General features: G+C 35.5%; 19 protein-coding genes and 2 tRNA genes. 10 read left to right on the plus strand and 11 right to left on the minus strand.

Translation table 11 applies throughout. From position 1 onward, the window contains the following. Positions 1–17 precede the first annotated feature (17 nt). The gene (locus E0Y80_RS04675; RefSeq protein ID WP_156306242.1) at positions 18–1490 is read left to right on the plus strand and encodes a glutamate synthase subunit beta; all 1473 of its coding nucleotides are present in this window, start codon (positions 18–20) and stop codon (positions 1488–1490) included. 178 nt (positions 1491–1668) lie between these two features. Here the strand turns inward: E0Y80_RS04675 and E0Y80_RS04680 are convergent. After that, positions 1669–1741, minus strand: a tRNA-Met gene (locus tag E0Y80_RS04680). A gap of 56 nt (positions 1742–1797) precedes the next feature. Further along, positions 1798–1870 (minus strand) — tRNA-Met (locus tag E0Y80_RS04685). Positions 1871–1983: 113 nt separating this feature from the next. Between E0Y80_RS04685 and era the strand changes: the two genes are divergently transcribed. Further along, positions 1984–2862, plus strand: coding sequence for a GTPase Era (gene era, locus E0Y80_RS04690; RefSeq protein ID WP_156306243.1), 879 nt, complete (start codon positions 1984–1986; stop codon positions 2860–2862). Positions 2863–2901: 39 nt separating this feature from the next. Here the strand turns inward: era and E0Y80_RS04695 are convergent, their stop codons facing one another. From E0Y80_RS04695 to E0Y80_RS04705, 3 genes are all read right to left on the minus strand, one after another. Further along, on the minus strand, positions 2902–4206 hold the full coding sequence (locus E0Y80_RS04695) for a cation:proton antiporter (protein WP_156306244.1): 1305 nt from the start codon (positions 4204–4206) through the stop codon (positions 2902–2904). Between the two features lie 6 nt (positions 4207–4212). Further along, positions 4213–4692, minus strand: coding sequence for a cation:proton antiporter regulatory subunit (locus E0Y80_RS04700; protein WP_156306245.1), 480 nt, complete (start codon positions 4690–4692; stop codon positions 4213–4215). A 73-nt stretch (positions 4693–4765) separates the two neighbouring features. Continuing rightward, entirely contained in the window at positions 4766–5545 is a 780-nt protein-coding gene (locus E0Y80_RS04705; RefSeq protein WP_156306246.1) for an MBL fold metallo-hydrolase, read from the minus strand. Positions 5546–5660: 115 nt separating this feature from the next. Here E0Y80_RS04705 and recJ point away from each other — a divergent pair, with 115 nt between their 5' ends. The 4 genes from recJ to E0Y80_RS04725 all read left to right on the plus strand — a co-directional run bounded on the left by recJ (position 5661) and on the right by E0Y80_RS04725 (position 11344). Continuing rightward, positions 5661–7361, plus strand: a complete 1701-nt coding sequence (gene recJ / locus E0Y80_RS04710) for a single-stranded-DNA-specific exonuclease RecJ (RefSeq protein ID WP_156306247.1) — start codon at positions 5661–5663, stop codon at positions 7359–7361. A 32-nt stretch (positions 7362–7393) separates the two neighbouring features. Beyond that, positions 7394–8134: an LPS export ABC transporter ATP-binding protein gene (gene lptB, locus E0Y80_RS04715; RefSeq protein WP_156306248.1), complete on the plus strand. Its 741-nt coding sequence runs from the start codon at positions 7394–7396 to the stop codon at positions 8132–8134. A gap of 16 nt (positions 8135–8150) precedes the next feature. Continuing rightward, positions 8151–9668 carry a GH3 auxin-responsive promoter family protein gene (locus E0Y80_RS04720; RefSeq protein ID WP_156306249.1) on the plus strand — a complete coding sequence of 506 codons (1518 nt, stop codon included), beginning with the start codon at positions 8151–8153 and terminating at the stop codon, positions 9666–9668. Positions 9669–10276: 608 nt separating this feature from the next. Further along, positions 10277–11344, plus strand: coding sequence for a branched-chain amino acid aminotransferase (locus E0Y80_RS04725; RefSeq protein WP_156306250.1), 1068 nt, complete (start codon positions 10277–10279; stop codon positions 11342–11344). A gap of 85 nt (positions 11345–11429) precedes the next feature. On the opposite strand, the gene E0Y80_RS04730 is transcribed toward E0Y80_RS04725, so the two are convergent. From E0Y80_RS04730 to pdxA, 5 genes are all read right to left on the minus strand, one after another. Continuing rightward, the gene (locus E0Y80_RS04730) at positions 11430–12932 is read right to left on the minus strand and encodes an alpha-L-fucosidase (RefSeq protein WP_156306251.1); all 1503 of its coding nucleotides are present in this window, start codon (positions 12930–12932) and stop codon (positions 11430–11432) included. Between the two features lie 291 nt (positions 12933–13223). Next, positions 13224–14132 carry a tRNA (adenosine(37)-N6)-dimethylallyltransferase MiaA gene (gene miaA / locus E0Y80_RS04735; protein WP_156306252.1) on the minus strand — a complete coding sequence of 303 codons (909 nt, stop codon included), beginning with the start codon at positions 14130–14132 and terminating at the stop codon, positions 13224–13226. 77 nt (positions 14133–14209) lie between these two features. After that, complete coding sequence (locus tag E0Y80_RS04740) at positions 14210–14791, minus strand: IS1096 element passenger TnpR family protein (protein WP_156306253.1); 582 nt, start codon at positions 14789–14791, stop codon at positions 14210–14212. A 77-nt stretch (positions 14792–14868) separates the two neighbouring features. Next, a complete protein-coding gene (locus E0Y80_RS04745; protein WP_156306254.1) occupies positions 14869–16272 on the minus strand; it encodes a CCA tRNA nucleotidyltransferase in 1404 nt (467 codons plus the stop codon). 73 nt (positions 16273–16345) lie between these two features. Further along, positions 16346–17401: a 4-hydroxythreonine-4-phosphate dehydrogenase PdxA gene (pdxA, locus tag E0Y80_RS04750; protein WP_156306255.1), complete on the minus strand. Its 1056-nt coding sequence runs from the start codon at positions 17399–17401 to the stop codon at positions 16346–16348. A gap of 139 nt (positions 17402–17540) precedes the next feature. Between pdxA and rsmA the strand changes: the two genes are divergently transcribed. Genes rsmA through E0Y80_RS04765 form a run of 3 tightly spaced genes read left to right on the plus strand, consistent with a single transcriptional unit; the run spans position 17541 to position 20406 of the window. Continuing rightward, positions 17541–18320: a 16S rRNA (adenine(1518)-N(6)/adenine(1519)-N(6))-dimethyltransferase RsmA gene (rsmA, locus tag E0Y80_RS04755; RefSeq protein WP_156306256.1), complete on the plus strand. Its 780-nt coding sequence runs from the start codon at positions 17541–17543 to the stop codon at positions 18318–18320. A 1-nt stretch (position 18321) separates the two neighbouring features. Beyond that, the gene (locus tag E0Y80_RS04760; RefSeq protein WP_156306257.1) at positions 18322–19476 is read left to right on the plus strand and encodes an FAD-dependent monooxygenase; all 1155 of its coding nucleotides are present in this window, start codon (positions 18322–18324) and stop codon (positions 19474–19476) included. Between the two features lie 3 nt (positions 19477–19479). Next, entirely contained in the window at positions 19480–20406 is a 927-nt protein-coding gene (locus tag E0Y80_RS04765; RefSeq protein ID WP_156306258.1) for an NAD(P)-dependent oxidoreductase, read from the plus strand. Here E0Y80_RS04765 and E0Y80_RS04770 read toward each other — a convergent pair. Next, on the minus strand, positions 20389–21258 hold the full coding sequence (locus E0Y80_RS04770) for a UbiA prenyltransferase family protein (RefSeq protein ID WP_156306259.1): 870 nt from the start codon (positions 21256–21258) through the stop codon (positions 20389–20391). The two genes, E0Y80_RS04765 and E0Y80_RS04770, sit on opposite strands and share 18 nt — an antisense overlap. A 179-nt stretch (positions 21259–21437) precedes the next feature. On the opposite strand from E0Y80_RS04770, the gene acs reads away from it, so the two are divergent. Further along, entirely contained in the window at positions 21438–23354 is a 1917-nt protein-coding gene (gene acs, locus E0Y80_RS04775) for an acetate--CoA ligase (protein WP_156306260.1), read from the plus strand. The last annotated feature ends 38 nt before the right edge of the window (positions 23355–23392 follow it).

Here is a 23392-nt window from a genome sequence, read left to right on the forward strand (position 1 = left end):
TAAGGAGGAACATCAACATGGGAAAACCAACAGGATTTTTAGAATTTGAAAGAGCTCTTCCTCAAAAGGATACTGTGGAGAGCAGAAAACAAAATTATCAGGAATTTGTCCGTTCATTCAGCGAGGATCAACTTAACAATCAGGCTGCTCGTTGCATGAATTGTGGCATTCCATTTTGTCATTCAGGCTGTCCATTAGGAAATGTTATTCCTGAGTTTAATGATGCCGTATATGATGGCAATTGGGAAGAGGCTTATAACATTCTTTCATCAACCAATAATTTCCCCGAGTTTACAGGAAGGATTTGTCCTGCACCATGCGAATCTGCATGTGTATTAGGAATAAATAAGAATCCAGTTGCTATTGAGGAAATAGAGAAACATATCATCGAAATAGCCTTTAAAAAAGGTTTCGTAAAACCCAATAAGAGTTATTTAAAAACTGGCAAACGTGTTGCAGTTATTGGTTCGGGACCTTCAGGGCTTGCTGCTGCAGCCCAGTTAAATAAAGCTGGCCATGATGTTGTTGTATATGAAAGGGACGATAAAGTTGGTGGTTTATTAAGATATGGCATTCCGGATTTCAAACTTGACAAATCTATCATTGATCGTCGAGTTGAGGTAATGGAAGAATCGGGTGTGGAATTTAGGACAAATTCAGAAGTTGGCTCAAACGTACCAACAAGTGAATTAGAGGGATATGATGCAATTGTATTAGCTGGAGGCTCAACCATTCCTAGAAATTTAAATATTCCAGGAAGAGAGTTAAATGGAGTACACTATGCTATGGAATTCCTTAAGCAGCAGAATAAAAGAGTGGGCAATTCCCCTATTGATGTTGTGGAAATTCATGCTAAAGATAAGAACGTGCTGGTAATCGGTGGTGGTGACACAGGGTCAGACTGTGTCGGCACTTCCAACAGACATGGTGCGAAGTCTGTAACTCAATTTGAGTTAATGCCTACACCTCCGACAGCACGAACAGAAGCTATGCCATGGCCAAGCTATCCAATGTTATTAAAAACTACAACTTCACATGAGGAAGGCTGCCAAAGACATTGGAGCATCAGCACAAAAGAATTCATAGGGGATGAAAACGGAAACCTAAGGGCAGCTTTAGTTGTTGATTTGGAATGGGAATTAGATCCTACTGGAAGGCCCATTTCATTCAAAGAGGTTGTAGGGTCAGAGCGGGAAATAGAAACTGAACTCGTTACTTTAGCAATGGGTTTCTTACATCCTCAACACGAAGGTCTATTAAAGGATTTAGGTGTAAAAATCAATGATCGAGGCAATGTAGAAGCAACGGAAACGGAATTCAAAACCAACCAAGATAAAATATTTGTAGCGGGTGATATGAGAAGAGGACAATCATTGGTGGTTTGGGCAATTTCCGAGGGAAGGGAATGTGCTAGGAAGGTTGATGAATACCTTATGGGCAGTTCAGTACTTGAAAGCAAAGAAGCAGTCTATAATTACGCTAATTTATAGTGGAAATATAAATTCCGCATAGCTAAATAATCTATTCTACAGGCCCTATAAAGGGCCTGTTTTAATTTAGGTGAACCTTATCGAGTTTACTTATCAATAGAAAAAAAAAGGATACAGAGTAAATGACTTTTCTCTCAAACAAAAAAAGGTTCCAATCTTTCGATTGAAACCTTAGTAGTAGCGGGGACCAGACTCGAACTGATGACCTTCGGGTTATGAGCCCGACGAGCTACCAACTGCTCCACCCCGCAATATGACCTTAAATATCTTTGGATTGAACCTCGCGTTCAATCCTACTTTGTTTTAGTAGCGGGGACCAGACTCGAACTGATGACCTTCGGGTTATGAGCCCGACGAGCTACCAACTGCTCCACCCCGCAATATATTTTCTAGAAATCTACTCAGATATTTAATAAAAGTAGATTATGCTATCTCCGAATTGGAGCACAAAGATATTATTTGTTTCTTTGTAAAACAAATAAAAAATAAAATAATGTCACATAAAGCAGGATTCGTGAGTATCATCGGTAAGCCAAATGCTGGTAAATCGACTTTGATGAATGCCTTGGTTGGAGAAAAGATGTCAATCATTACCCCTAAGGCTCAGACAACTAGACACAGAATCATCGGTATAGTAAATGATGAAAACTATCAGATTGTTTTTTCAGACACGCCCGGTGTAATCAAACCGAATTATGATCTTCAAGAATCTATGATGAACTTTGTAATGAGTTCTCTAATAGATGCAGACGTTATTCTATTTGTTACAGACATTCATGAGAAATACGATGAAAACGATGTGCTGGAGAAACTTAGAAACACAAGTTCACCTGTCGCAGTGGTCATAAACAAAGTAGATAAATCTTCAGAAGAAGAAGTAAAAGCAAAAATTCAATTTTGGCAAGAAAAAATTAATCCTGATGCTGTATTCCCTATTTCTGCATTATTAGGTTATAATGTGGAAGCTGTGATGGAGTATATAAAAAGCAAATTACCTGTTCACCCACCTTATTATGAAAAGGATGAATTAACGGATAAGACAATGCGTTTCTTTGTTTCAGAAATTATTCGTGAAAAAGTTTTCAAGCTTTATGATAAAGAGATTCCTTATAGTACAGAAGTTGTGGTAACCTCATATAAAGAGGAGGCAAATATCACTCGGATTGCCGCTGAGGTTATTGTGGAAAGAGATTCTCAAAAAAATATTATTATTGGTAAAGCTGGCTCAATGATTAAGAAAGTTGGAACTTATGCCCGTCAAGACATTGAGGAGTTTATAGGTGGCAAGGTATTTCTTGAACTTTTTGTCAAAGTACTTCCTGATTGGAGGAGTAAGAAGAATTATCTGAAACGTTTTGGATACGATGATTAAAACATAAAAAGGGTCGCAAAATATTGCAACCCTTTTTTATTATTTAGCATCTTGAATAGACGCTTCCAAATCACTTAATTTTTTCTTAGGTTTTCGAGTTACATCGTCTTGTCCAGCTAGTTTATTCCATATATTTCGAGACTCTTTTGTTAGAAGTGGTGATACGATAGAAAGTATCAATACGTACACAACAACGAATGATTGAATAACTGGCAACAATTTCCCCGCTTTACCAATATTTGCCATGATTATAGAGAATTCACCTCTCGCGGAAAGGGTAAAACCAATATCTACAGAATTTTTTGCTTTTAATCCAGAGAATCTACTTGCAAAATATCCTGAAGCCACATTTCCTATGACAGTTATTACAGCAGCGAAAGTTGCCCATCCTACGGCACCCCCTAAGGAATACATATCAATTGACAAACCAAAGCTAAAGAAGAACATCGCTCCAAAGAAGTCTTTAAATGGCAAGACCATCCCTTCAATTTTCTTTATATATTTTGAGTCTGCGAAAACCAACCCTGCCATCAAGGCTCCGATAGCTTCGGCAACATGAATAGTTTCCGAGAAACCAGCAATTGTAAATAGGAGACTGAAAATAATGAGAATAAATAATTCGGATGATTTCTCCTGTAATAACTTGTCGATAAAAGGCACAAGCTTCCTCCCTAAAATTAAAAAGGAAAGGATAAAACCCAATGCTAAGAGAGATGTTCCCGCAACCGTCCAAAATGACCCGCCGCCAGTTAGAATTAATCCTGAAAGAAAGGAGATATGCATAGCAATGAAAAGGTCATCAAACATGATCATCCCCATGATTACTTCAGTTTCAGGATTTGCTGTTCTTTTTAAATCAGTTAATACTTTAGCCACAATTGCAGTAGACGAACTGGTCATGATACCACAAAGAACCATCATTTCTTTAAAAGGAAGGTCCATCATCCATCCTACGAGTATTCCAGACAGGAAATTTAACACTACATAGATGCTTCCTCCTGCTACAATTGATTTACCGGATTTAATAAGCCTCCCTACAGAAAACTCTAGGCCAAGATAGAATAATAGGAAAAGAACCCCTAACCTACCCATAAAGTCAATAAAGGGTTTACTTTCAGTAAATGTCAGAAATGACCAAACAGAATTAACTGTATCCGTTACCTGATCATTTCCAATTTTTGCTAAAATATCGGCTACAAAATTTGGATAATTTTCATTGCCAAGCAGCATACCAATCACAATAAAAAAAGGAATTACTGAAAATTTGAGCCTATTAGCCAATAATCCGACTAAGGCTACTAATAAAACGGCGATTCCAATTTCTATGATGAGATTACTGTGCATAAATTCTTATAGTAAAATTTCTTTTAAAAGCTTGATATTCTTTTGTTTACCAGCGATTACCAAGGTGGTACCTGGTGTAATTACATAATCTGGACCTGGGTTAATGATGGTTTCATCTTCTCTGATTGCAGCAATAATAGAGGCACCAGTTCTTTGTCTCACTTCTAATTGACCAATACTCTTATTGACACCATCGTTGGATTCACCAACTTTGTACCATTCAATTCTTAGATCATCAAGTGCTACTTCTATGGTTTCTAAAGCTTTGGGTTTGTAAGACAGACCACCAAGTATACCAGCAACCTGGCGGGATTCTTCATCCGATAAGGTCATGACACAATGGGTTTCATTGTCTTCATCTTCATGACGGTATAATTCCCTACGCCCATCATCATGAATAACAACTACCATATTGTCTCCAGCATCAGTTTCAATTTGATATTTCTTACCAATACCAATCAGGTCACTTTCTCTAACTATCGACATGATTTCCTTTTATTAATTAAAAATTAGAAAAATTATTTGTTCCTTATTATCAAATATATTGAATTTCGATGGATTATTCGGCATTTACGATCTTATAGCTTCCATCAGATCGCTGTTCCGGTCTTCCTACAGCGATGTTTTTCGAATGGTAAAACAAGTACACCCATCCTGCAGATGCTCCTTCTTCCCAATATTGAGCGCGCAAATCACGTGCTTTTCTACCATCATAGTCATACTTAGCGATAAAGCTTCTAAAAATTTCCTCCGGTTCTGGAAGTTCGTCGCCCCCGAAGAAAAAATGCTCTCCTTCAGCTTCAACATGAAAGACTTGATGAAATTCACTATGACCACCAGACAGTTGATAACTAATTTCAGGTGTTAATTGGCCGTCACCATTTACGAATAGTATATTCCCACTTCTTTGCAATACATCAAAAACATCTGTTCGATAAGAGGGTGATTCTGTACTATAGGCCGCCTCCCATTCTTTTTCTTGAATTACATATTCTGCATTCGGAAATGCCAATCGCTTGACACCATCTTTCACATCAACCATTCCTCCGGCGTGATCTTTATGTAAATGGGACATCAATACATATTTAACATCATCTACGGAATACCCTAATTTCTTGATGTTTTCATGGATTACCAATTCTCCTTTTTCATTTCTTAGCCCAAGTCCTGTATCAAGAACTAAAAGACCGTTTTTGGTTTCAATTAAGAAGGGGTGTACATGGATAAATAAAGATCCCGGTCTATCTTTGGGATCATCTTTTTTGGGATCGAAGGGAATAAATTGCTTGCTTATATCTACAGAGTAAGAACCTTCAAATAATGAGTGAGCTTGCGCCATTTGTATTTGTTTGTTATCTTGACAGTTATGTGTGCATAACATTTTACATCCATGTCACTATTAGGTTAGTAGCATGATATAATGTATCTTTACACGTTAATTATAAGGCAAAGATATGCAAAAAAGGTGGGTGCTGAAACCTAAAAAGAACGTAGACAAGACAAACAAGCTACAACAAGAATTGGGTGTAAACCATATTATTGCAGAACTATTAATTAACAGAGAAATCGAGACTTTCGATCAAGCAAGAGAATTCTTTCGACCATCTATAGAACACCTTCATGACCCATTCCTGATGCAGGATATGGACCGTGCAATCAATCGAATTGAACAAGCAATTGGGAACAAAGAAAAAATTCTTATTTATGGGGATTACGATGTTGATGGCACAACTGCTGTTTCGGTTGTATATAGTTTCTTTAGAGATTTTCACAGTGGTTTAGAATTTTACATACCTGACAGATATAGTGAAGGGTATGGAATTTCGACTCAGGGAATTGACTATGCGTATGAAAATGGATTTACTTTAATTATTGCTTTGGATTGTGGGATAAAGGCAAACGACAAAATAGATTATGCAAATTCCAAAGGGATAGATTTTATTATTGGAGATCACCATTTACCGGGTGAGACCTTGCCTGCAGCATATGCAGTATTAGATCCAAAAAGAAAAGATTGTTCCTATCCCTATAAAGAGCTTTCAGGTTGTGGTATCGGCTTTAAAATTATCCAAGCTTTCATCATGCAGAATGGTATGGATATGGGATTAGCCTATCAATATTTGGATTTAGTTGCTGTCAGTATCGCTTCAGACATTGTCCCAATCACAGGTGAAAATCGTATTTTGACGCATTTTGGTTTAAAAAAACTCAACACAAACCCAAGTTGTGGCTTACAAGCTCTTATAAACCTATCAACACATAAGTCTGGACTATTTACTGTCAATGATATTGTTTTCCAAATAGGTCCTCGAATAAATGCTGCAGGCAGGATAGACCATGCCAAAGATGCTGTGAAATTATTGACTTCAAGAACTTTGGCAGAAGCTACGATTTATTCGGTAAGTGTGGACGACCAAAACAATACCCGTAAAGGCTATGATTTAAAAATTACTGAAGAGGCTCTAGCCTTATTGGACAACAATACACAATTACAAAGTCGAAAAACAACTGTTTTATATAAGGAAGATTGGCATAAAGGTGTAATAGGGATTGTTGCTTCACGATTAACAGAGCGATATTACCGACCTACCATTATACTTACTCATACCAATGGTCATATTGCAGGATCAGCACGGTCTGTCCTTGGATTTGATTTATATGAAGCCTTAAGTGAATGTAGTGACTTATTGGATCAATATGGTGGTCATAAATATGCAGCAGGATTAACTATGCAAACGAGCAATGTTGGCTTATTTCAACAACGTTTTGAGGAGGTTGTCAGTAAAACCATAAAACCCGAAATGCTTCAACAGGAAGTTTTAATAGAAAAAGAAATCAAATTATCGGAAATAGATTCTAAGTTTTATAAGATATTACATCAGTTTCAACCCTATGGTCCACAAAATGAAGCTCCAATATTTTTATGTAAGCAAGTGCTGATGGGATATAATGCCTATGTTGTCGGAAATACACATTTAAAATTCTCAGTTAAACAAGCAGATTCACCCATTTTTGACTGTATTGGTTTTGGATTAGGAGAGTTTGCAGAAAAAATTAATCTGGGAAAACCATTTGATATTTGTTTCAGTATTGAAGAAAACACATGGCGCGGTAAAAAGAATTTGCAATTAAATGTGAAAGCAATTCGATTTTAAAAAATATATTTGCAAATAAGGGTTTTAAGAACATGATTCTAAGAGCAGAACATTTAATCAAGAAATATAAACAACGTACAGTTGTTAACGATGTTTCCTTTCATGTTGAGCAAGGAGAAATAGTAGGTTTATTGGGTCCAAATGGAGCTGGTAAGACCACATCTTTTTATATGATTGTTGGCTTGATTAAACCAAATGAAGGTCATGTTTACTTAGATGATTTAGAGATAACTCAAGACCCAATGTATAAACGCGCACAGCGCGGAATTGGTTATTTAGCACAGGAGGCGTCAGTCTTTCGTAAGCTTTCTGTTGAAAATAATATCTTAGCAGTATTAGAAATCCACTACCCTAATAAGGAGGAAAGAAAAGCTAAACTTGAAGAGCTTTTAACGGAATTCAGTTTGCATCGAGTAAGAAAAAACCGTGGAGACCTTTTATCAGGAGGAGAACGAAGAAGAACAGAAATTGCGCGAGCATTAGCTGCAAATCCACATTTTATTTTATTAGATGAACCATTTGCAGGAGTAGACCCAATTGCAGTGGAAGAAATTCAAACCATCGTTGCAAAATTAAAAACCAGAAATATCGGAATATTAATTACTGACCATAACGTTCAGGAAACTCTATCTATTACAGATCGCGCTTATCTTCTCACAGAAGGTAAAATCATGTTAACAGGTACACCTGAAGAAATAGCTGACAATGAACTTGCACGTAAATTCTATTTAGGAAGGCATTTTGAGTTGAGACGTAAAAAATTCGAAATATAATTATTCCCTACTACCTATGGCTTTATTGAATTCTCTATTTACTTGGATAATGAAGAAGCGGATGCATCAGATTGACCTATTCATGAAGTATCCTCATGACGTCCAAGACGAATGGTTTCAGAGCCTAATTTCTGCTGCAGAAGCAACAGAATGGGGGAAAAAGTATGGGTATAATAGTATCCTTACCCCTGACGAATACAAGAATCGAGTTCCTATTCAAGATTATGATGACATAAAAGGTTATGTAGACCGAATGATAAAAGGAGAGCAAAATATTCTTTGGCCATCGGACATAAAATGGTTTGCGAAATCTTCAGGAACAACTTCAGATCGTAGCAAATTTATTCCTGTAAGTATGGAAGCACTAGAAGAATGCCATTATCAAGGTGGAAAGGACATGCTTTCAATTTTCTGCCATAATAAACCAGAGAATAAAGTTTTTACAGGCAAATCTGTAGTAATTGGAGGTTCATCACAAATCAATAATTTCAGCCCCGACTCCTATTATGGAGATCTGTCCTCTATATTAATTAGAAATTTACCCTTCTGGGCAGAATTTAAAAGGACACCAAACCTTGAAGTAACTCTAAATCCTAATTTTGAGGAAAAGATTGAGCAAATTGCTCAAATAACCATTAAAGAAAATGTAACGAGTTTAGCTGGAGTACCTACATGGAATATGGTAATGGCAAATCGCATTTTAGAAATTACAGGTAAAGACAATTTATTGGAAGTATGGCCAAATTTAGAATTATATAGTCATGGCGGAGTAAGTTTCAAACCCTATAGGGATCAATTTAAAAAACTAATCCCCTCCGAAAACATGTATTATCTTGAAAACTACAATGCATCTGAGGGATATTTTGGATTACAGGATTGTTCAGATTCAGAAGATTTATTGCTCATGTTGGATTATGGCATTTATTATGAATTTCTTCCGATGGAAAATATTCAAGAAGGACATCCAAAAACATTGTGCCTACATGAGGTTGAATTAGGGAAGAATTATGCACTCATCATTTCTACAAATGCTGGTTTATGGCGATATAAAATTGGAGATACCATCAAGTTTACTTCCTTATCTCCGTATCGTTTTCAAATTTCAGGCAGGACGAAGCATTATATCAATACTTTTGGTGAAGAGGTGATTGTTGACAATGCCGATCATGCTTTACAAGTTGCATGCAAAGCTACAGAAGCGACTATTCAGGATTATACAGCCGGACCAGTTTACTTTAACAATAAGACAGCTGGCGCACATGAATGGATTATTGAATTCGAAACAGAACCTAATGATTTCCAAAGATTTGGAGAAATAATGGATGCTACTTTGAGAGAAATCAATTCAGATTATGACGCAAAGCGATATAAGAATATGGCATTATCGTTTCCAATCATTCACAATGCCCCAAAAGGAAGTTTTTATAATTGGATGAAAAGTCGCGGAAAATTAGGTGGCCAAAATAAAGTGCCTCGATTGGCTAATAACAGAGAATACTTGGATCCATTATTAAGAATGATCCAGTCCATATAAAAAGAATTTTCTCCCACCCAAGGAATTAATTCTTCAATAAAATCACTTAACTAACGTATGCGTAATCAATATATCAATTATGGACGAATTGCAGTTTTATATAAGTAAACAAAAAAGCCAAGGATAAATTTCCATATCCCTACTGTTGTAGCTGCTTGAGCATTAAAATCAGACGATTTTCTTTCCATTTTTTGGATTAATTAGTTAAACCTTTAATTATATGCCTTTCATTTTAACGAATCACCTCTAATTCAACAATTTAAATCAAAACAGCCGTCCTATTAACCTACCTAAATTAGTTTTGAAATTTGGTTATAAATTTTAAATAGACTATTGTTAAAAAGCATATGCCCTGTTCCAAATATTGTACCGTTAACTAAATAGCCGTCTTAACACTAAATCAATTGACTTAGTTCCTTATCGAGTATAGCAAACTATACACCAATATGGATAGGAAAACATACAATTTAATTTTTTTGATTTTAATAATTGAATTCCGTACATCAATTAGAGAGTTTTAAAGGGTATGGGATATATTTTAAGAGAGTTTTAATTTAAGCTTTTAATATTTTTACCTAAATTGCACAGCAATAAACATTCTTTTTGATATGAGTGCCATAGATAATATCAGTATTCAAGTTGAGCCTACGCAACAATCAAGAATTTCGCAAGTAGACTTTGACAACTTAAAATTTGGTCAAATTATGTCTGACCATATGTTGGTCGCAAATTATGACAACGGACAGTGGGAAAATGTCAAGATTGTTCCTTATGGGAACCTGAGTGTAAGTCCTTCCATGTCGGCACTTCATTATGGTCAAGCAATTTTTGAAGGAATCAAAGGATATAAATTTGAAGACGGGACAATAAGTATCTTTCGTCCAGACAAAAACTGGGAAAGATTCAATAAATCAGCTTCAAGGTTAGAGATGCCGGAAGTTCCAGAGGAGATCTTTATGGATGGTTTGAAAAAACTTTTGGATGTAGACCGTAATTGGATTCCATCTAAAGAGGGTACAGCTCTTTACATTCGTCCATTTATGTTTGGAACAGAAGCTGCTCTTGGCGTGCACCCTTCAAAATCTTATCAATTTATTATTATTACTTGCCCAGTAGGTGCATATTACAGTAAACCAATTAGCTTAAAGGTAGAAACTCATTATACACGTGCTGCTGAAGGCGGTGTCGGATTTTCTAAGAATGCAGGTAATTATGCATTATCCTTATATCCTACTCAATTAGCTAATAATGAAGGTTATGACCAAATAATGTGGACTGATGCCAAAGAGCATAAGTATATAGAAGAAGCAGGTACAGCAAATTTAATTTTCCGTATCGGTGACAAGATAATTACTCCTCATGGAGATACGATCTTGCATGGTGTAACCAGACGTACAATAATGGAGCTTGCTGAGAAATGGGGATATAAAGCAGAGCAAAGAAAAGTATCGGTTCAAGAACTTATTGATGGAATTAAGTCTGGTGAAGTTTCAGAGGCATTTGCAGCTGGAACGGCAGCTACCATCACACATATCGATAGAATTGGCTTCGATGGTCAAGACTATTCATTACCTCCAGTAGAAGGTCGTGAATTTTCAAATAAAGTCTTGGCATATTTAAACGATTTAAGATATGGTAAGATTGAAGACCAATTTGGTTGGAATTTTATAGTTTAATCTATTATAAAAATATAAAAGAGGGGATATGCAAAACATATCCCCTCTTTTTTTTAATTACAGACTTATTGGTTTTATATTTACCTTACATTTTAGCATCCATTAATTTATCTGATTTTGAAATTGGCATACCCATCTTCATTTTAATAACAAATGCCCTCTCTGGAGAAAATTCCTTAGGGAGAAGGATATCATAATAAGTATTCTTATCCAAATCTAATCCAATATCAGAATGTTTAACAACTAACTCTGATTCATATCCACCTAATATAGAAGCAGTAACAGGTACTTCATTAGAATTTTTAGGTATCGCCAATCTGATGATATTATTAATAGGCCTATTGAACACAGTTAGATATAAATTTTGATCTTTTTTAGTGTAATAGCCATAATTAGATTTAGGCAAGTCTACATGTCGAACCCCATAGACAGCTTCAGAATTTACCTTCATCCAATCTCCTACCTCTTTCGCAATTATATCCTCTTCTGGATGCATTAATCCATTTCCATCAGGGCCAAAATTCAGGACAAAATTACCATTCATAGAAACTGTATGCATTAACATATCTAAAAGGTCATCGGTTGTTTTGGTATAAAGTCCTGTCCAATCTTTCATATATCCCCAACCATTTGGAGGAATAGTCATCACTGCGTCCCAATCATTGCCATCAAGCCATTCAAATGCTTGAGGTAATTTCCTTTCCCAACCTTGTTCATAATCCCCAAGAATATCACCATTGCTATCAAAGTGTCTCTTTCCGAACTCATCATTTCTAAATCGAGAGCCAATAATTAATCCTGGATGTTTTTCACGCAACTCTTTTTCTAAATTATAGGTAAAATCATATGCCTTAACCCAAGATTGATCCCAGGTACCATCAAACCAAAAACCTTTTATTTTCGGATAGTTTTCCAATAGTTCAAGTAATTGATTTTTGGTATAGGATAGAAACTTTTCATATTTCTTTTTTTCAGCTTCAGTTTTTGGCTCAACTGAAAAATAATCTGAATTATTCCATTCTAGAACTGAAAAGTAGAGATAAACATCAATACCTTCTTCAGTATATGCATCCACCACTTCTTTTACAATGTCTTTTTTATAGGGAGATTTGGTAATATTATAATTTGAAAATTTTGTTGGCCAGAGGGCAAAGCCATCATGATGTTTGGTTGTAAAGATCATATATTTTGCCCCCATATATTTTGCTTGTTGTGCCCAGGCTTTAGCATCGAATGTTTGAGGGTTGAACTTTTTATATAAGTTATCATAAATATCTTTCCAGTTTTTAGGCGCAGTTTGCCCACCCCAAGTTCTGATCCACTCAGAAGCAGCGGCCCCATTTCTTGCACTTACCCCCTCCCACTCATTCCCTGGAATTGCATATAATCCCCAATGGATAAATTGTCCTAAGCCATAATTTCGAAATGCCGCCATATCAGTATCACTCCTGTTTTTAGGAGTTAGTGAGCCATATCTTATTTCTTTCTTTTCTTTGGGTTTTACTTTTGGCCCAGTCCATTGGGCATGCAAAGAGCTCGTCCAAAGAATCAGAAAAAAGACTGAGGTGAACAGCTTAAATATTTTCATATCAAACAATTATTTATAAAAAGTATATTCTTTAATCCGGTTTATATTTACCGAATATAATTATTTCAAAATCTTAAAATAATATCAATCGATTGCGTTATTAACGAAATGGTTTTCGTAACTATTCTAATAAACAATTACCCGAAAACAGGTATTTTCAGGGTACATAATATGCAATAACTTTGGAGAACATATTGATATAGGTTAAAATCGATATTTAGAAAAGACTAATCCATCTAACTATTAGTACGTATACACTATTAAAAAAATAGCCCATCTCTGGGCTATTTTCTATTTCAAGGTATACTCAAGGTATTGTATAATTTTCTCTTCTTCTTTTGGTTCAAACCAGACAGTGTTGCCATATTTTTTAAACCATGTAATCTGCCTTTTGGCATATCGTCTAGAATTCTGTTTGATTTGGGACACTGCATCTGGAAGTGATATTTTATCATCTAAAAAATCGAACAACTCGGCATAGCCAACAGTTAACAAGGCGGGTTTGTCTCTAAATTGCTGTAATGATTGAACCTCATTCAAAAGACCTTGTTTCATCATAAGGTCCACTCTCAAATTAATTTTATCATAAAGAACCTGACGATCCGTATTCAGACCAATTGTTATTACTCGAAAACTTCTTTCTGATTTTTCATTTTTCAAATAAAATGAAATGGGATTTCCTGAAGCTTCATATACTTCAATTGCCCGTATTACACGTTGAGGATTTTCAACATCCGCTTTTGCATAATACTCAGGATCAATTTTTTCTAATTGCTTTTTTAAAGGCTCTAGTCCTTCATTTTTAAATTGAAGGTTGAGGGAATGCCTGATTTCATCGGAGGCTTTTGGAAGGTCATCTAAACCATCTGTTAAGGCTTTAACAAAAAGACCTGAGCCACCAACAGCAATAACGACCTCGTTCTTTTTAAAAAGGTCTGATAAAGTGGTTAGAGCTTCTCTTTCAAAATCTCCAGCACTGTATTCTTCAGAAATGGAGTGAGAACTAATAAAATAATGAGGGGCTTGACTTAATTCTAGTGAAGATGGTTTAGCAGTTCCAATATTCATTTCTTTATAAAACTGCCTTGAATCTGCAGAAATTATTGCGGTTTTAAAATGCTGAGCCAACTTGATTGACAATGCAGTCTTTCCTACCGCTGTAGGACCAACTACAACAATTAAGGTTTTAGATTTAGCCATTGAGTTACAAAATACTATAGAAAAAAAATAGATGATAGAATAGTCTACCATCTATTTTCAAATTATATTTTTAAATTTTAATAATCTTCGTCATTTGATTTTTTTGAATCAGAACCTTCTGATTCCTCACCTTCTTCATCATCAAACATATCATAATCATCTTCTTCATCCACGCCATACTCTTCAACATCTTCTGATACAAATTCATCATCGTCATCTTCCTCAGATCCCAATGGAAAATTTGCAGCTGTTAAATTCTTTGGTGCTTCGCCTATTTTCTTATATAATAATGGATACACTTTGCCCTCTTCTTCTTTAAGAATTTTAATCAATTCTACATGAAAGTCATAAGGACGGTCAAAGTTATAGGTGTAGTAAAATTTCTGATGCGGATCATCAATGAACTTGCTCAAACGGATCTCTTCCACTTTCAATACTCCCGCTGCTTTCTTTCTTTCATTTGGCAGGTAAGCAATCTCAATTCCCTTTTTCCATTGATCATTACTCACATAAAAAGAAGAAGAACGTTCAAGATCATAACCCGTGGTTTTTTGAATCTGCACGTGTAAATCAAAGAAAGTACTTTTTGAGGGCATATCAATTTCTCTGTAAATATCTTCGTAGTCCTCAAAAGTTACTCTAAATCTGTATATCGCCATGATAATTTAATCTATTAATACGGATAAGCTGTGTTTCAACCTTTAAAATTACATAAATTTTTAAAAAATCAATTTATTCAAATTTGTGTTAATCCAAGAGTTTTACCTTTCTCTAACATAAAGGAAAGGGCTTCTTGACGGGAGTTTGGAATATCGCCTTCTAAAATTGCTTCACGGATAGCATTTTTAATAATTCCAACATGTCTACCAGGACCAATACCAAAAGTTTTCATGATGTCATCTCCATCTATAGGAGGTTGCCACTTTCTTAAATGGTCTCTTTCCTCAACATCTTTTAATTTTTGCTTTACAAGGTCAAAATTTTCCCTATATTTCTTTTTCTTATATTCATTTTTAGTCGTTACATCTGCGTGGCATAGCGTCATGAGATCATCTATATCGTCAGCTGCCTCAAACAACAACCTTCTAACTGCAGAATCAGTAACGATATCTTTTGCTAAAACAATTGGCCTTAAATGAAGCAATACAAGTTTTTGAACAAACTTCATTTTTTCATTTTGCGGTAGTTTTAATTCTGCGAACAATTTAGGAACCATTTTGGCCCCTCGGTCTTCGTGCCCATGAAAAGTCCAGCCTATTTTCTTATCAAAACGTTTTGTAGCAGGTTTAGCTATATCATGCATAATAGCTGCCCATCTCAACCATAAATCAGGTGACATTTCTGCGACATTATCCAACACCTCCAAAGTATGGTAAAAATTATCCTTATGGCCTTTACCATCAACATATTCTACACCATGTAACTGATACATCGCTGGAAATATCCTTTCCAACAATCCAGTATCAAAAAGGTATTTAAAACCAATTGAAGGCTTTTCTGAAAGGATAATTTTATTAAGTTCATCAGTTATTCTTTCCTTGGAGATGATCTGTATCCTTTCTACATTCTCGCTAATTGCATTTAATGCTTGGGAATCTATTCTGAAGTTAAGCTGGGTAGCGAAACGAATAGCTCGCATCATACGTAAAGGGTCATCTGAGAAGGTGATATCAGGATCTAAGGGTGTGCGGATAAGTCTATTTTCAATGTCATTTTTCCCATTAAAAGGGTCCACCAATTCGGCATAACTTTCTTCATTCAGTGAATATGCCAATGCATTGATCGTAAAATCCCTTCTGTTTTGGTCATCTTCAAGAGTTCCATCCTCTACGATTGGTTTTCGGGAATCTTTTCGATATGACTCTTTTCGAGCACCTACAAATTCTATTTGCAAACCCTCGTAAACTAACATTGCAGTACCAAAAGATTTATATACGGCAACTTTAGTTTTTAGTTTTTCACCTAATTTATTAGCAAAATCAATTCCGCTTCCAATAACAAGGATATCTATATCATCCTTAAGAGGACGGCCCATTATTCTATCTCGCACATAGCCGCCAATAACGTAGCATGATACCGCCTCTTGGCTTGCTAATTCTTTAATAATCGGAAAAATGGGATGACTTAAATTCTCACTCATAGCAACAAAGTGCAAAAGTAATGAAATTTATAGAGAACATAAGTTGGAAGGTAAACTAAAATCAGCAAGACGCTTAATCGCGGTCTTTCGACAATCTTCGAAATGCTAAAGGATTTTCTGTTAATACCTCTTGTTCTCTACGTCTATTAACTATATGTACGGCTTCGAAAATAGCTTCTAAAAAAGATGCATGTGAAGCAAGATTTTTCCCTGCAATATCATATCCTGTGCCGTGGTCGGGAGAAGTTCTAACAATAGGCAAACCAGCGGTAAAATTAATCCCGTTCCTGTTAGCAATATGTTTAAATGGAATCAGTCCTTGGTCATGGTACATTGCAAGTACGGCATCAAATTTTGTATAGGCATCAGCTGCAAAAAATCCATCTGCAGGATAAGGACCAAAGCAAAAAATATCTTCAGCATTTGCTTTCTCAATTGCAGGCTTAATAATATCCTGATCTTCTGTACCAATCAAACCATCATCACCTGCATGAGGATTTAATCCCAAAACAGCAATTTTAGGTTTTTGAATCCAAAAATCTTTCTTAAGACTATCATTCATCATTCTCAATTTATGGAGAATACCTTCTTCAGAAATAGAATTTGCAACATCTTTTACGGGAATGTGACCAGTAACCACTCCAACTCTCAATCCATCACTTACCATAAACATCAGCACATCCTTCGAATCAAATGCATTTTGCAGATATTCTGTATGTCCAGGAAAGTTGAATCCTTCTTGTTGGATATTATGTTTGTTAATTGGTGCAGTTACTAATGCATCAATTAGACCAGCTTTTAAGTCTTCCGTTGCTTTTTGAAGCGAAAGAAGTGCATATTTCCCTCCAATTTCATTTTGTTCTCCAAGTGATAGTTTGACATCCTCTTGCCAACAATTGATCATATTTGGTCTTTTAGGGTTTGCCTGATCCGCAGAATTTACAACATTGAAACTGAAATCATTGACACCAATAGCTTTACGATGAAAAGAAGCAACTTTAGTATTGCCATAAACTATGGGTGTGAAAAAATCAAGGACTCGATTATCCATTAGAGACTTGATAATAACCTCTAAACCAATCCCATTGATATCACCTACTGAAATGCCAATTTTTAATTTTTCACTCATCGTCCGTGCTTTTTGATATAGTCAAAAATAGCAAAAAAACGCAAACATTATCTTGGAATTGCTATTTAGCTTTAATTATAGGGGATTAAATTGAATTCCTTCAATACTAAAAACACTATCTTTGTGACAAATACATCCTATGGGTTCAGTACGCGCGAAAAAACATTTAGGTCAGCATTTTCTTAACGATAAAAATGCGGCACAACGAATTGTAGAGGCTTTAACTCCTTCACTTGGATTCAAACAAGTTCTGGAGGTCGGCCCTGGAATGGGAGTTTTGTCTGACTTTTTATTACAGAACACTAATTATGAGACATTTTTGATTGATGTAGATGATGAGTCTATTGAATACTTAGGGGAGAAATATCCGAATTTAGGGAAGAGATTGATTCATGGAGACTTTTTGAACCTAGATTTCAACGCATATTTTGAAGATAAAATGGCGGTTATCGGAAATTTCCCTTATAACATTTCATCACAGATACTTTTTAAAGTTTTAGAAGAACGAAATCGAGTAATTGAGATGGTTGGTATGTTTCAAAAAGAAGTAGCAGAAAGATGTGTTGCTAAACCAGGAAACAAAGAATATGGGATTTTAAGTGTTTTTTTACAGGCTTATTATGATGTTTCCTACCTCTTTACTGTAAAGGCTGGTGCATTCAACCCTCCTCCAAAAGTACTTTCTGGTGTTATGAGAATGGTTAGAAATAATCGAGAAACATTAGATTGTGATGAAAAATTATTTTGGAGAGTAGTAAAGGCTGGATTTAACCAACGAAGAAAAACGTTGAGAAATGCATTATCAGCAGTTGTTCCGAAAGACAGGATGAGTGATAACCCCTTATATGAATTGAGAGCGGAGCGACTATCTGTTCAAGATTTTGAAATATTAACGAACGAAATTTCAAAAAACCTCTAAAATGCAAACACAGAGTGAATTTACGATAATTGGAGGTGGCGTTGCTGGATTAACGGCTGCAATTGCACTTAAAAAAATAGGTCGTGATTTTCATTTGTTTGAACAAGTTAAAGAACTTAAGGGAATTGGAGCAGGTTTTGGATTGGCTGCTAATGCCATGCAAGCTCTGGAGCATATTGGTTTGAAAGATGAGATTGAATGCTTAGGTTATTATATTGATTCATTTGCTATTCTTGATGAAAAAGGAAAAATATTAGTAAATCCGAACACTCATGTACTTTCAGAAAAATATGATCAAAAAAACTTTGCCATCCATAGAGCGGACTTACACCTATATCTCCTTTCAAAAATAGATCAAACTCAACTTACCTTAGGTAAAAAGGCTTTAAAAGTCGATCAAAAAGAAGAATTTGTGGATGTACTATTTGAAGATGGGACTTCTCACAGAACTAAATTTTTAATAGTTGCTGACGGGGTAAAATCACCAATACGTCAACAGTTGATACCTGATTCAAAACCTAGATATTCAGGGTATAGTTGCTGGAGGGCAACTATAGATAACACGGACTTGAAACTAAAGAAAGGAACAGAAACCTGGGGCAATAAGGGTAGGTTTGGCCTTACTCCACTAATAAATGATAGAATTTATTGGTACGCCTGTATTAACGGCCCTCAGAAAAACCCAGTTTTCAAAAATTATAATATAAGAGATTTACAAAAACAATTTTCTACCTATCACCGTCCAATACAAGAAGTTTTATCCTTTACAACTGATGATCAACTAATTTGGAGTGACATTATTGATATTAAGCCGTTAAAACATTTTTCTTTTCACAATATTCTTCTCATAGGAGATGCTGCACATGCCTGTACTCCAAATATGGGTCAAGGTGCTTGTCAAGCGATAGAGGATGTAGCAGTACTGATGAATGAGTTGATAAACCAGAAGAATGTTATTTCTGCCTTTAAATCTTTTGAGAAAAGAAGAATTCAAAGGACTAAATATATAACGGATACATCAAAGTTAATTGGGGAAATAGCACAATGGGAAAACAGGGCATTTATTGCCATAAGAAATAAACTAATGAAAATTATGCCTGCAAAAATGAATCAAAGAGCACTGAATAAGCTATTTGAGCAGGACTTTATGAAATAAGATATGAACTTATTAATAGTCGACGACATCCATGAGATTTTACTTGAAAAATTAAATAAAGCAGGTATTTCTTATACTTACAAGCCAGATGCTAACAGAGAAGAAGCAGAAAAACTTATTTTAAGGCACGAAGGATTAATTATTAGATCGAAGTTTCAAGTAGACCAGAACTTTATTGATATCAACCCAAATTTAAGATTGATTGGAAGGGCTGGAGCAGGAATGGATAATATCGATGAAAATTATGCATCAAGCAAAGGGATTCATCTTATTCCAGCAAATGAGGGAAACAGGGATGCTGTTGGGGAACATATGATTGGGATGCTACTAAGTTTAATGAATAATTTAAACAAAGGTGACAAGGAGATCAGAAATGGCTTTTGGAGAAGAGAAGAAAACCGTGGTTACGAATTAAAGGGGAGAACTGTTGCTTTAATTGGATATGGCCATAATGGTCAAGCAATGGCAAAAAAATTGTCAGGTTTTGATGTCAAGGTCATTGCCTATGACAAATATAAAACTGGTTTCTCTGACCAATATGCTTCAGAAGTATCCATGGAAGAGGTTGTTAAGCAAGCTGATATCTTAAGTTTTCATATCCCTTTAACTAGAGAGACCAAGGGAATGATAGATGACGAATATTTATTTCACTTCAGAAAACCTATTTTTTTTCTACTTGGAGCACGAGGTGGAATAGTGAAAGTTCCAGCTGTTCTAAAAAAATTAGACGAAGGAAAAATAATTGCTGCAGCATTTGATGTTTTACCTGTAGAAAATTTTCCATTATTAGCTGAACAGGACTGGTATTCAGATTTGGTTAGACGAGAGAACGTTTTGTTAAGTCCACATGTGGCCGGCTGGACATTTGAAAGCTATTATAAGCTATCAGAAGTTTTAGCTGATAAGATAATTTCATACCTTAACAAATAACCATACTAATAGCCATTGAATGATTAAAGCTAAATCTAGAAGGTAAACATGGTGATAATGTTTTCCTTTATTGAATATTATTATTCTAAACAGGAATAATATAAGCACTGTCGTCAGTAATAATGCTATTTTAACATTATTAGGATTTGGAGACAGAGCAATTAGTATGAGATGAAAAAAACCAATGGCATAGGAAAGTTTAATTGCTCGATCCTTACCTAATAAAGTAGGTACCGTCTTTAGGTTATACAAGTTATCCTGTTCAAAATCCCTGATATCAAATGGAAGTGTGCATAACACTAAAAACACGATTTTAACTATTCCGAGGTAGTTAGCCGAATACCAATCTATGGTCGCTCCATTTGCATACAATTCTATCACTGGCAGTCCTACGCTACTCAGTGACCATACAATTGCTATATAAAAAACCTTGAGTCCTGGAACTTGACGCATTCCCATCCATTTACCTTTTACTTTTATTATAGGTACAGCATAAGCCAAACTGACTACTCCAATAATTCCCAAAAAGAAAAGTGTTAAATAATGGACATGAAAAAGTGTCCAAACAGTTATTACAACAGCCAAAAAACTTAACCCCCAGAATAAAGACATATTTCTACTAACCCATCTCGTTCTTTGGAATGGAGATTTGCTAGGGTCTTTGGGCATTGATAAGTATAAGCTCAAATTATATAAAAGAAGAGTAGTTGCCCCCTCAATCCAAAGAATTTCGTAGTTAATAGGAGATTTCAGGATATAATAAGTTAGGGCACATTGGGCTGCTGCTGCTAATGAAATCAGCAGGTTGCTGTGTACCATAAAATAATAAATCCTTTTAAAAAATTCTGTCATATATCGCTAACATTTAGACTCAATATTTGTTCCTAGGACACAAAAATTAGCATTTCAGTCGAAAAAAAATTAAATTAGCTAAACAGGTCTTTGTTTTTTCCGCTGTCAATAAGTAATTGACCGAATTAAATAATTTCCTGATGTAAAGATAATGTAGACCTATAATTTTTTTATAAAAAATGAATTTTCAACTTAAATCTTTTGATGAGTATCAAGAAGCTTACAAAAAGAGTGTAGAAGAACCCGAAGCATTTTGGAGTGAAGTTGCAGACAATTTCTTTTGGAAAAGGAAATGGAACAATGTATTGAAGTGGAACTTCAAGGACCCAGACATAAAATGGTTTGAAGGCGCCAAACTAAATATTACTGAAAATTGTTTAGACCGTCATATTTATAAATTAGGAGATCAGCCTGCGATCATTTGGGAACCAAATGATCCAAATGAGGCTCACAGAATTCTAACGTACAAACAATTATTACAGAAAGTAGAACAATTTGCCAATGTATTAAAGAACAATAATGTCCGCAAGGGCGACCGTGTATGTATTTATTTACCGATGGTTCCCGAATTGGTTATTGCAGTATTAGCTTGTGCAAGAATTGGAGCAATTCACAATGTTGTATTTGGCGGATTTTCAGCTAGATCGATTGCTGACCGAATCAATGATGCAGAGTGTAAATTAGTTATTACAGCAGATGGAGGTTTCCGAGGTCAGAAAGTCTTGGAACTTAAATCAATTGTGGATGATGCATTAATGCAATGTGATACCGTTGAAAAAGTAATTGTACTTACCCGTTCACGCACTCCTGTTTCGATGATCAAAGGTCGTGATGTTTGGTGGGAAGATGAAATTAAGAAAGTAGAAACACAAGGTAACCCAGCATGCCCTGCAGAAGAAATGGATGCCGAGGATACTTTATTTATTTTATATACTTCAGGATCAACCGGAAAACCTAAAGGTGTTGTCCATACCACCGCTGGTTATATGGTATATACTGGCTATACATTTGCAAATACATTCCAATACAAACCTGGAGAAGTTTATTTCTGTACAGCTGACATTGGATGGATTACTGGTCATAGTTATATTATTTATGGTCCATTATCACAAGGAGCAACTTCTTTAATGTTTGAAGGAATTCCAACGTATCCGGATGCGGGACGTTTTTGGGATATTGTTGATAAGTACAATGTAAACATTCTTTACACAGCACCTACTGCGATCCGTTCCTTGATGGCATTTGGAGATGACTTCCTTGAAGGTAAGAACCTTTCCTCTTTACGTGTTTTAGGAACAGTTGGTGAACCAATCAATGAAGAAGCTTGGAATTGGTATCATGACAAAATCGGTCGTGGCCAATGTCCAATTGTTGACACTTGGTGGCAGACCGAAAATGGTGGTCATTTAATTACCCCTATTGCTGGTATAACACCGGAAGTTCCAGGATATGCCATGCTCCCATTACCTGGGGTTCAACCTTGTTTAATGGATGAAAATGGCGAAGAAATACAAGGAAATGATGTATCAGGAAATCTATGTATTAAATTCCCTTGGCCAGGAATGCTGCGTACTACTTGGGGCGACCATGAACGTTGTCGACAGACTTACTTCTCAACCTATGAAAATATGTATTTCACAGGTGATGGTTGCTACAGAAGTCCCGAAGGTTATTACAGGATTACAGGACGTGTAGATGATGTATTGAATGTTTCCGGACACCGAATTGGAACTGCAGAAGTGGAAAATGCAATTAATATGCATTCCGATGTTGTTGAATCAGCTATTGTAGGTTATCCTCATCCTGTTAAAGGTCAAGGTATATATGCTTACGTTATTGCTAATCATCATATTGACGCAGAAAAAACAAGACAAGATATCTTACAAACTGTAACCCGTATTATTGGGGCTATTGCAAAGCCAGATATTATCCAGTTTGTTTCCGATTTACCTAAAACAAGGTCCGGAAAGATCATGAGAAGAATACTTCGAAAAATTGCTGAAGGGGAATTGAACAATTTAGGTGATACTTCAACTTTACAAGATCCAACTGTCGTAGAATCAATCATTGAAGGTTCAAAAGAGATGAAAGGTTAAAAAGTAGAATTTCTAATTAATATTAAGAGGTCGAATTA

This window comes from Sphingobacterium endophyticum, assembly GCF_009733535.1.
Taxonomy (GTDB): domain Bacteria; phylum Bacteroidota; class Bacteroidia; order Sphingobacteriales; family Sphingobacteriaceae; genus Sphingobacterium; species Sphingobacterium endophyticum.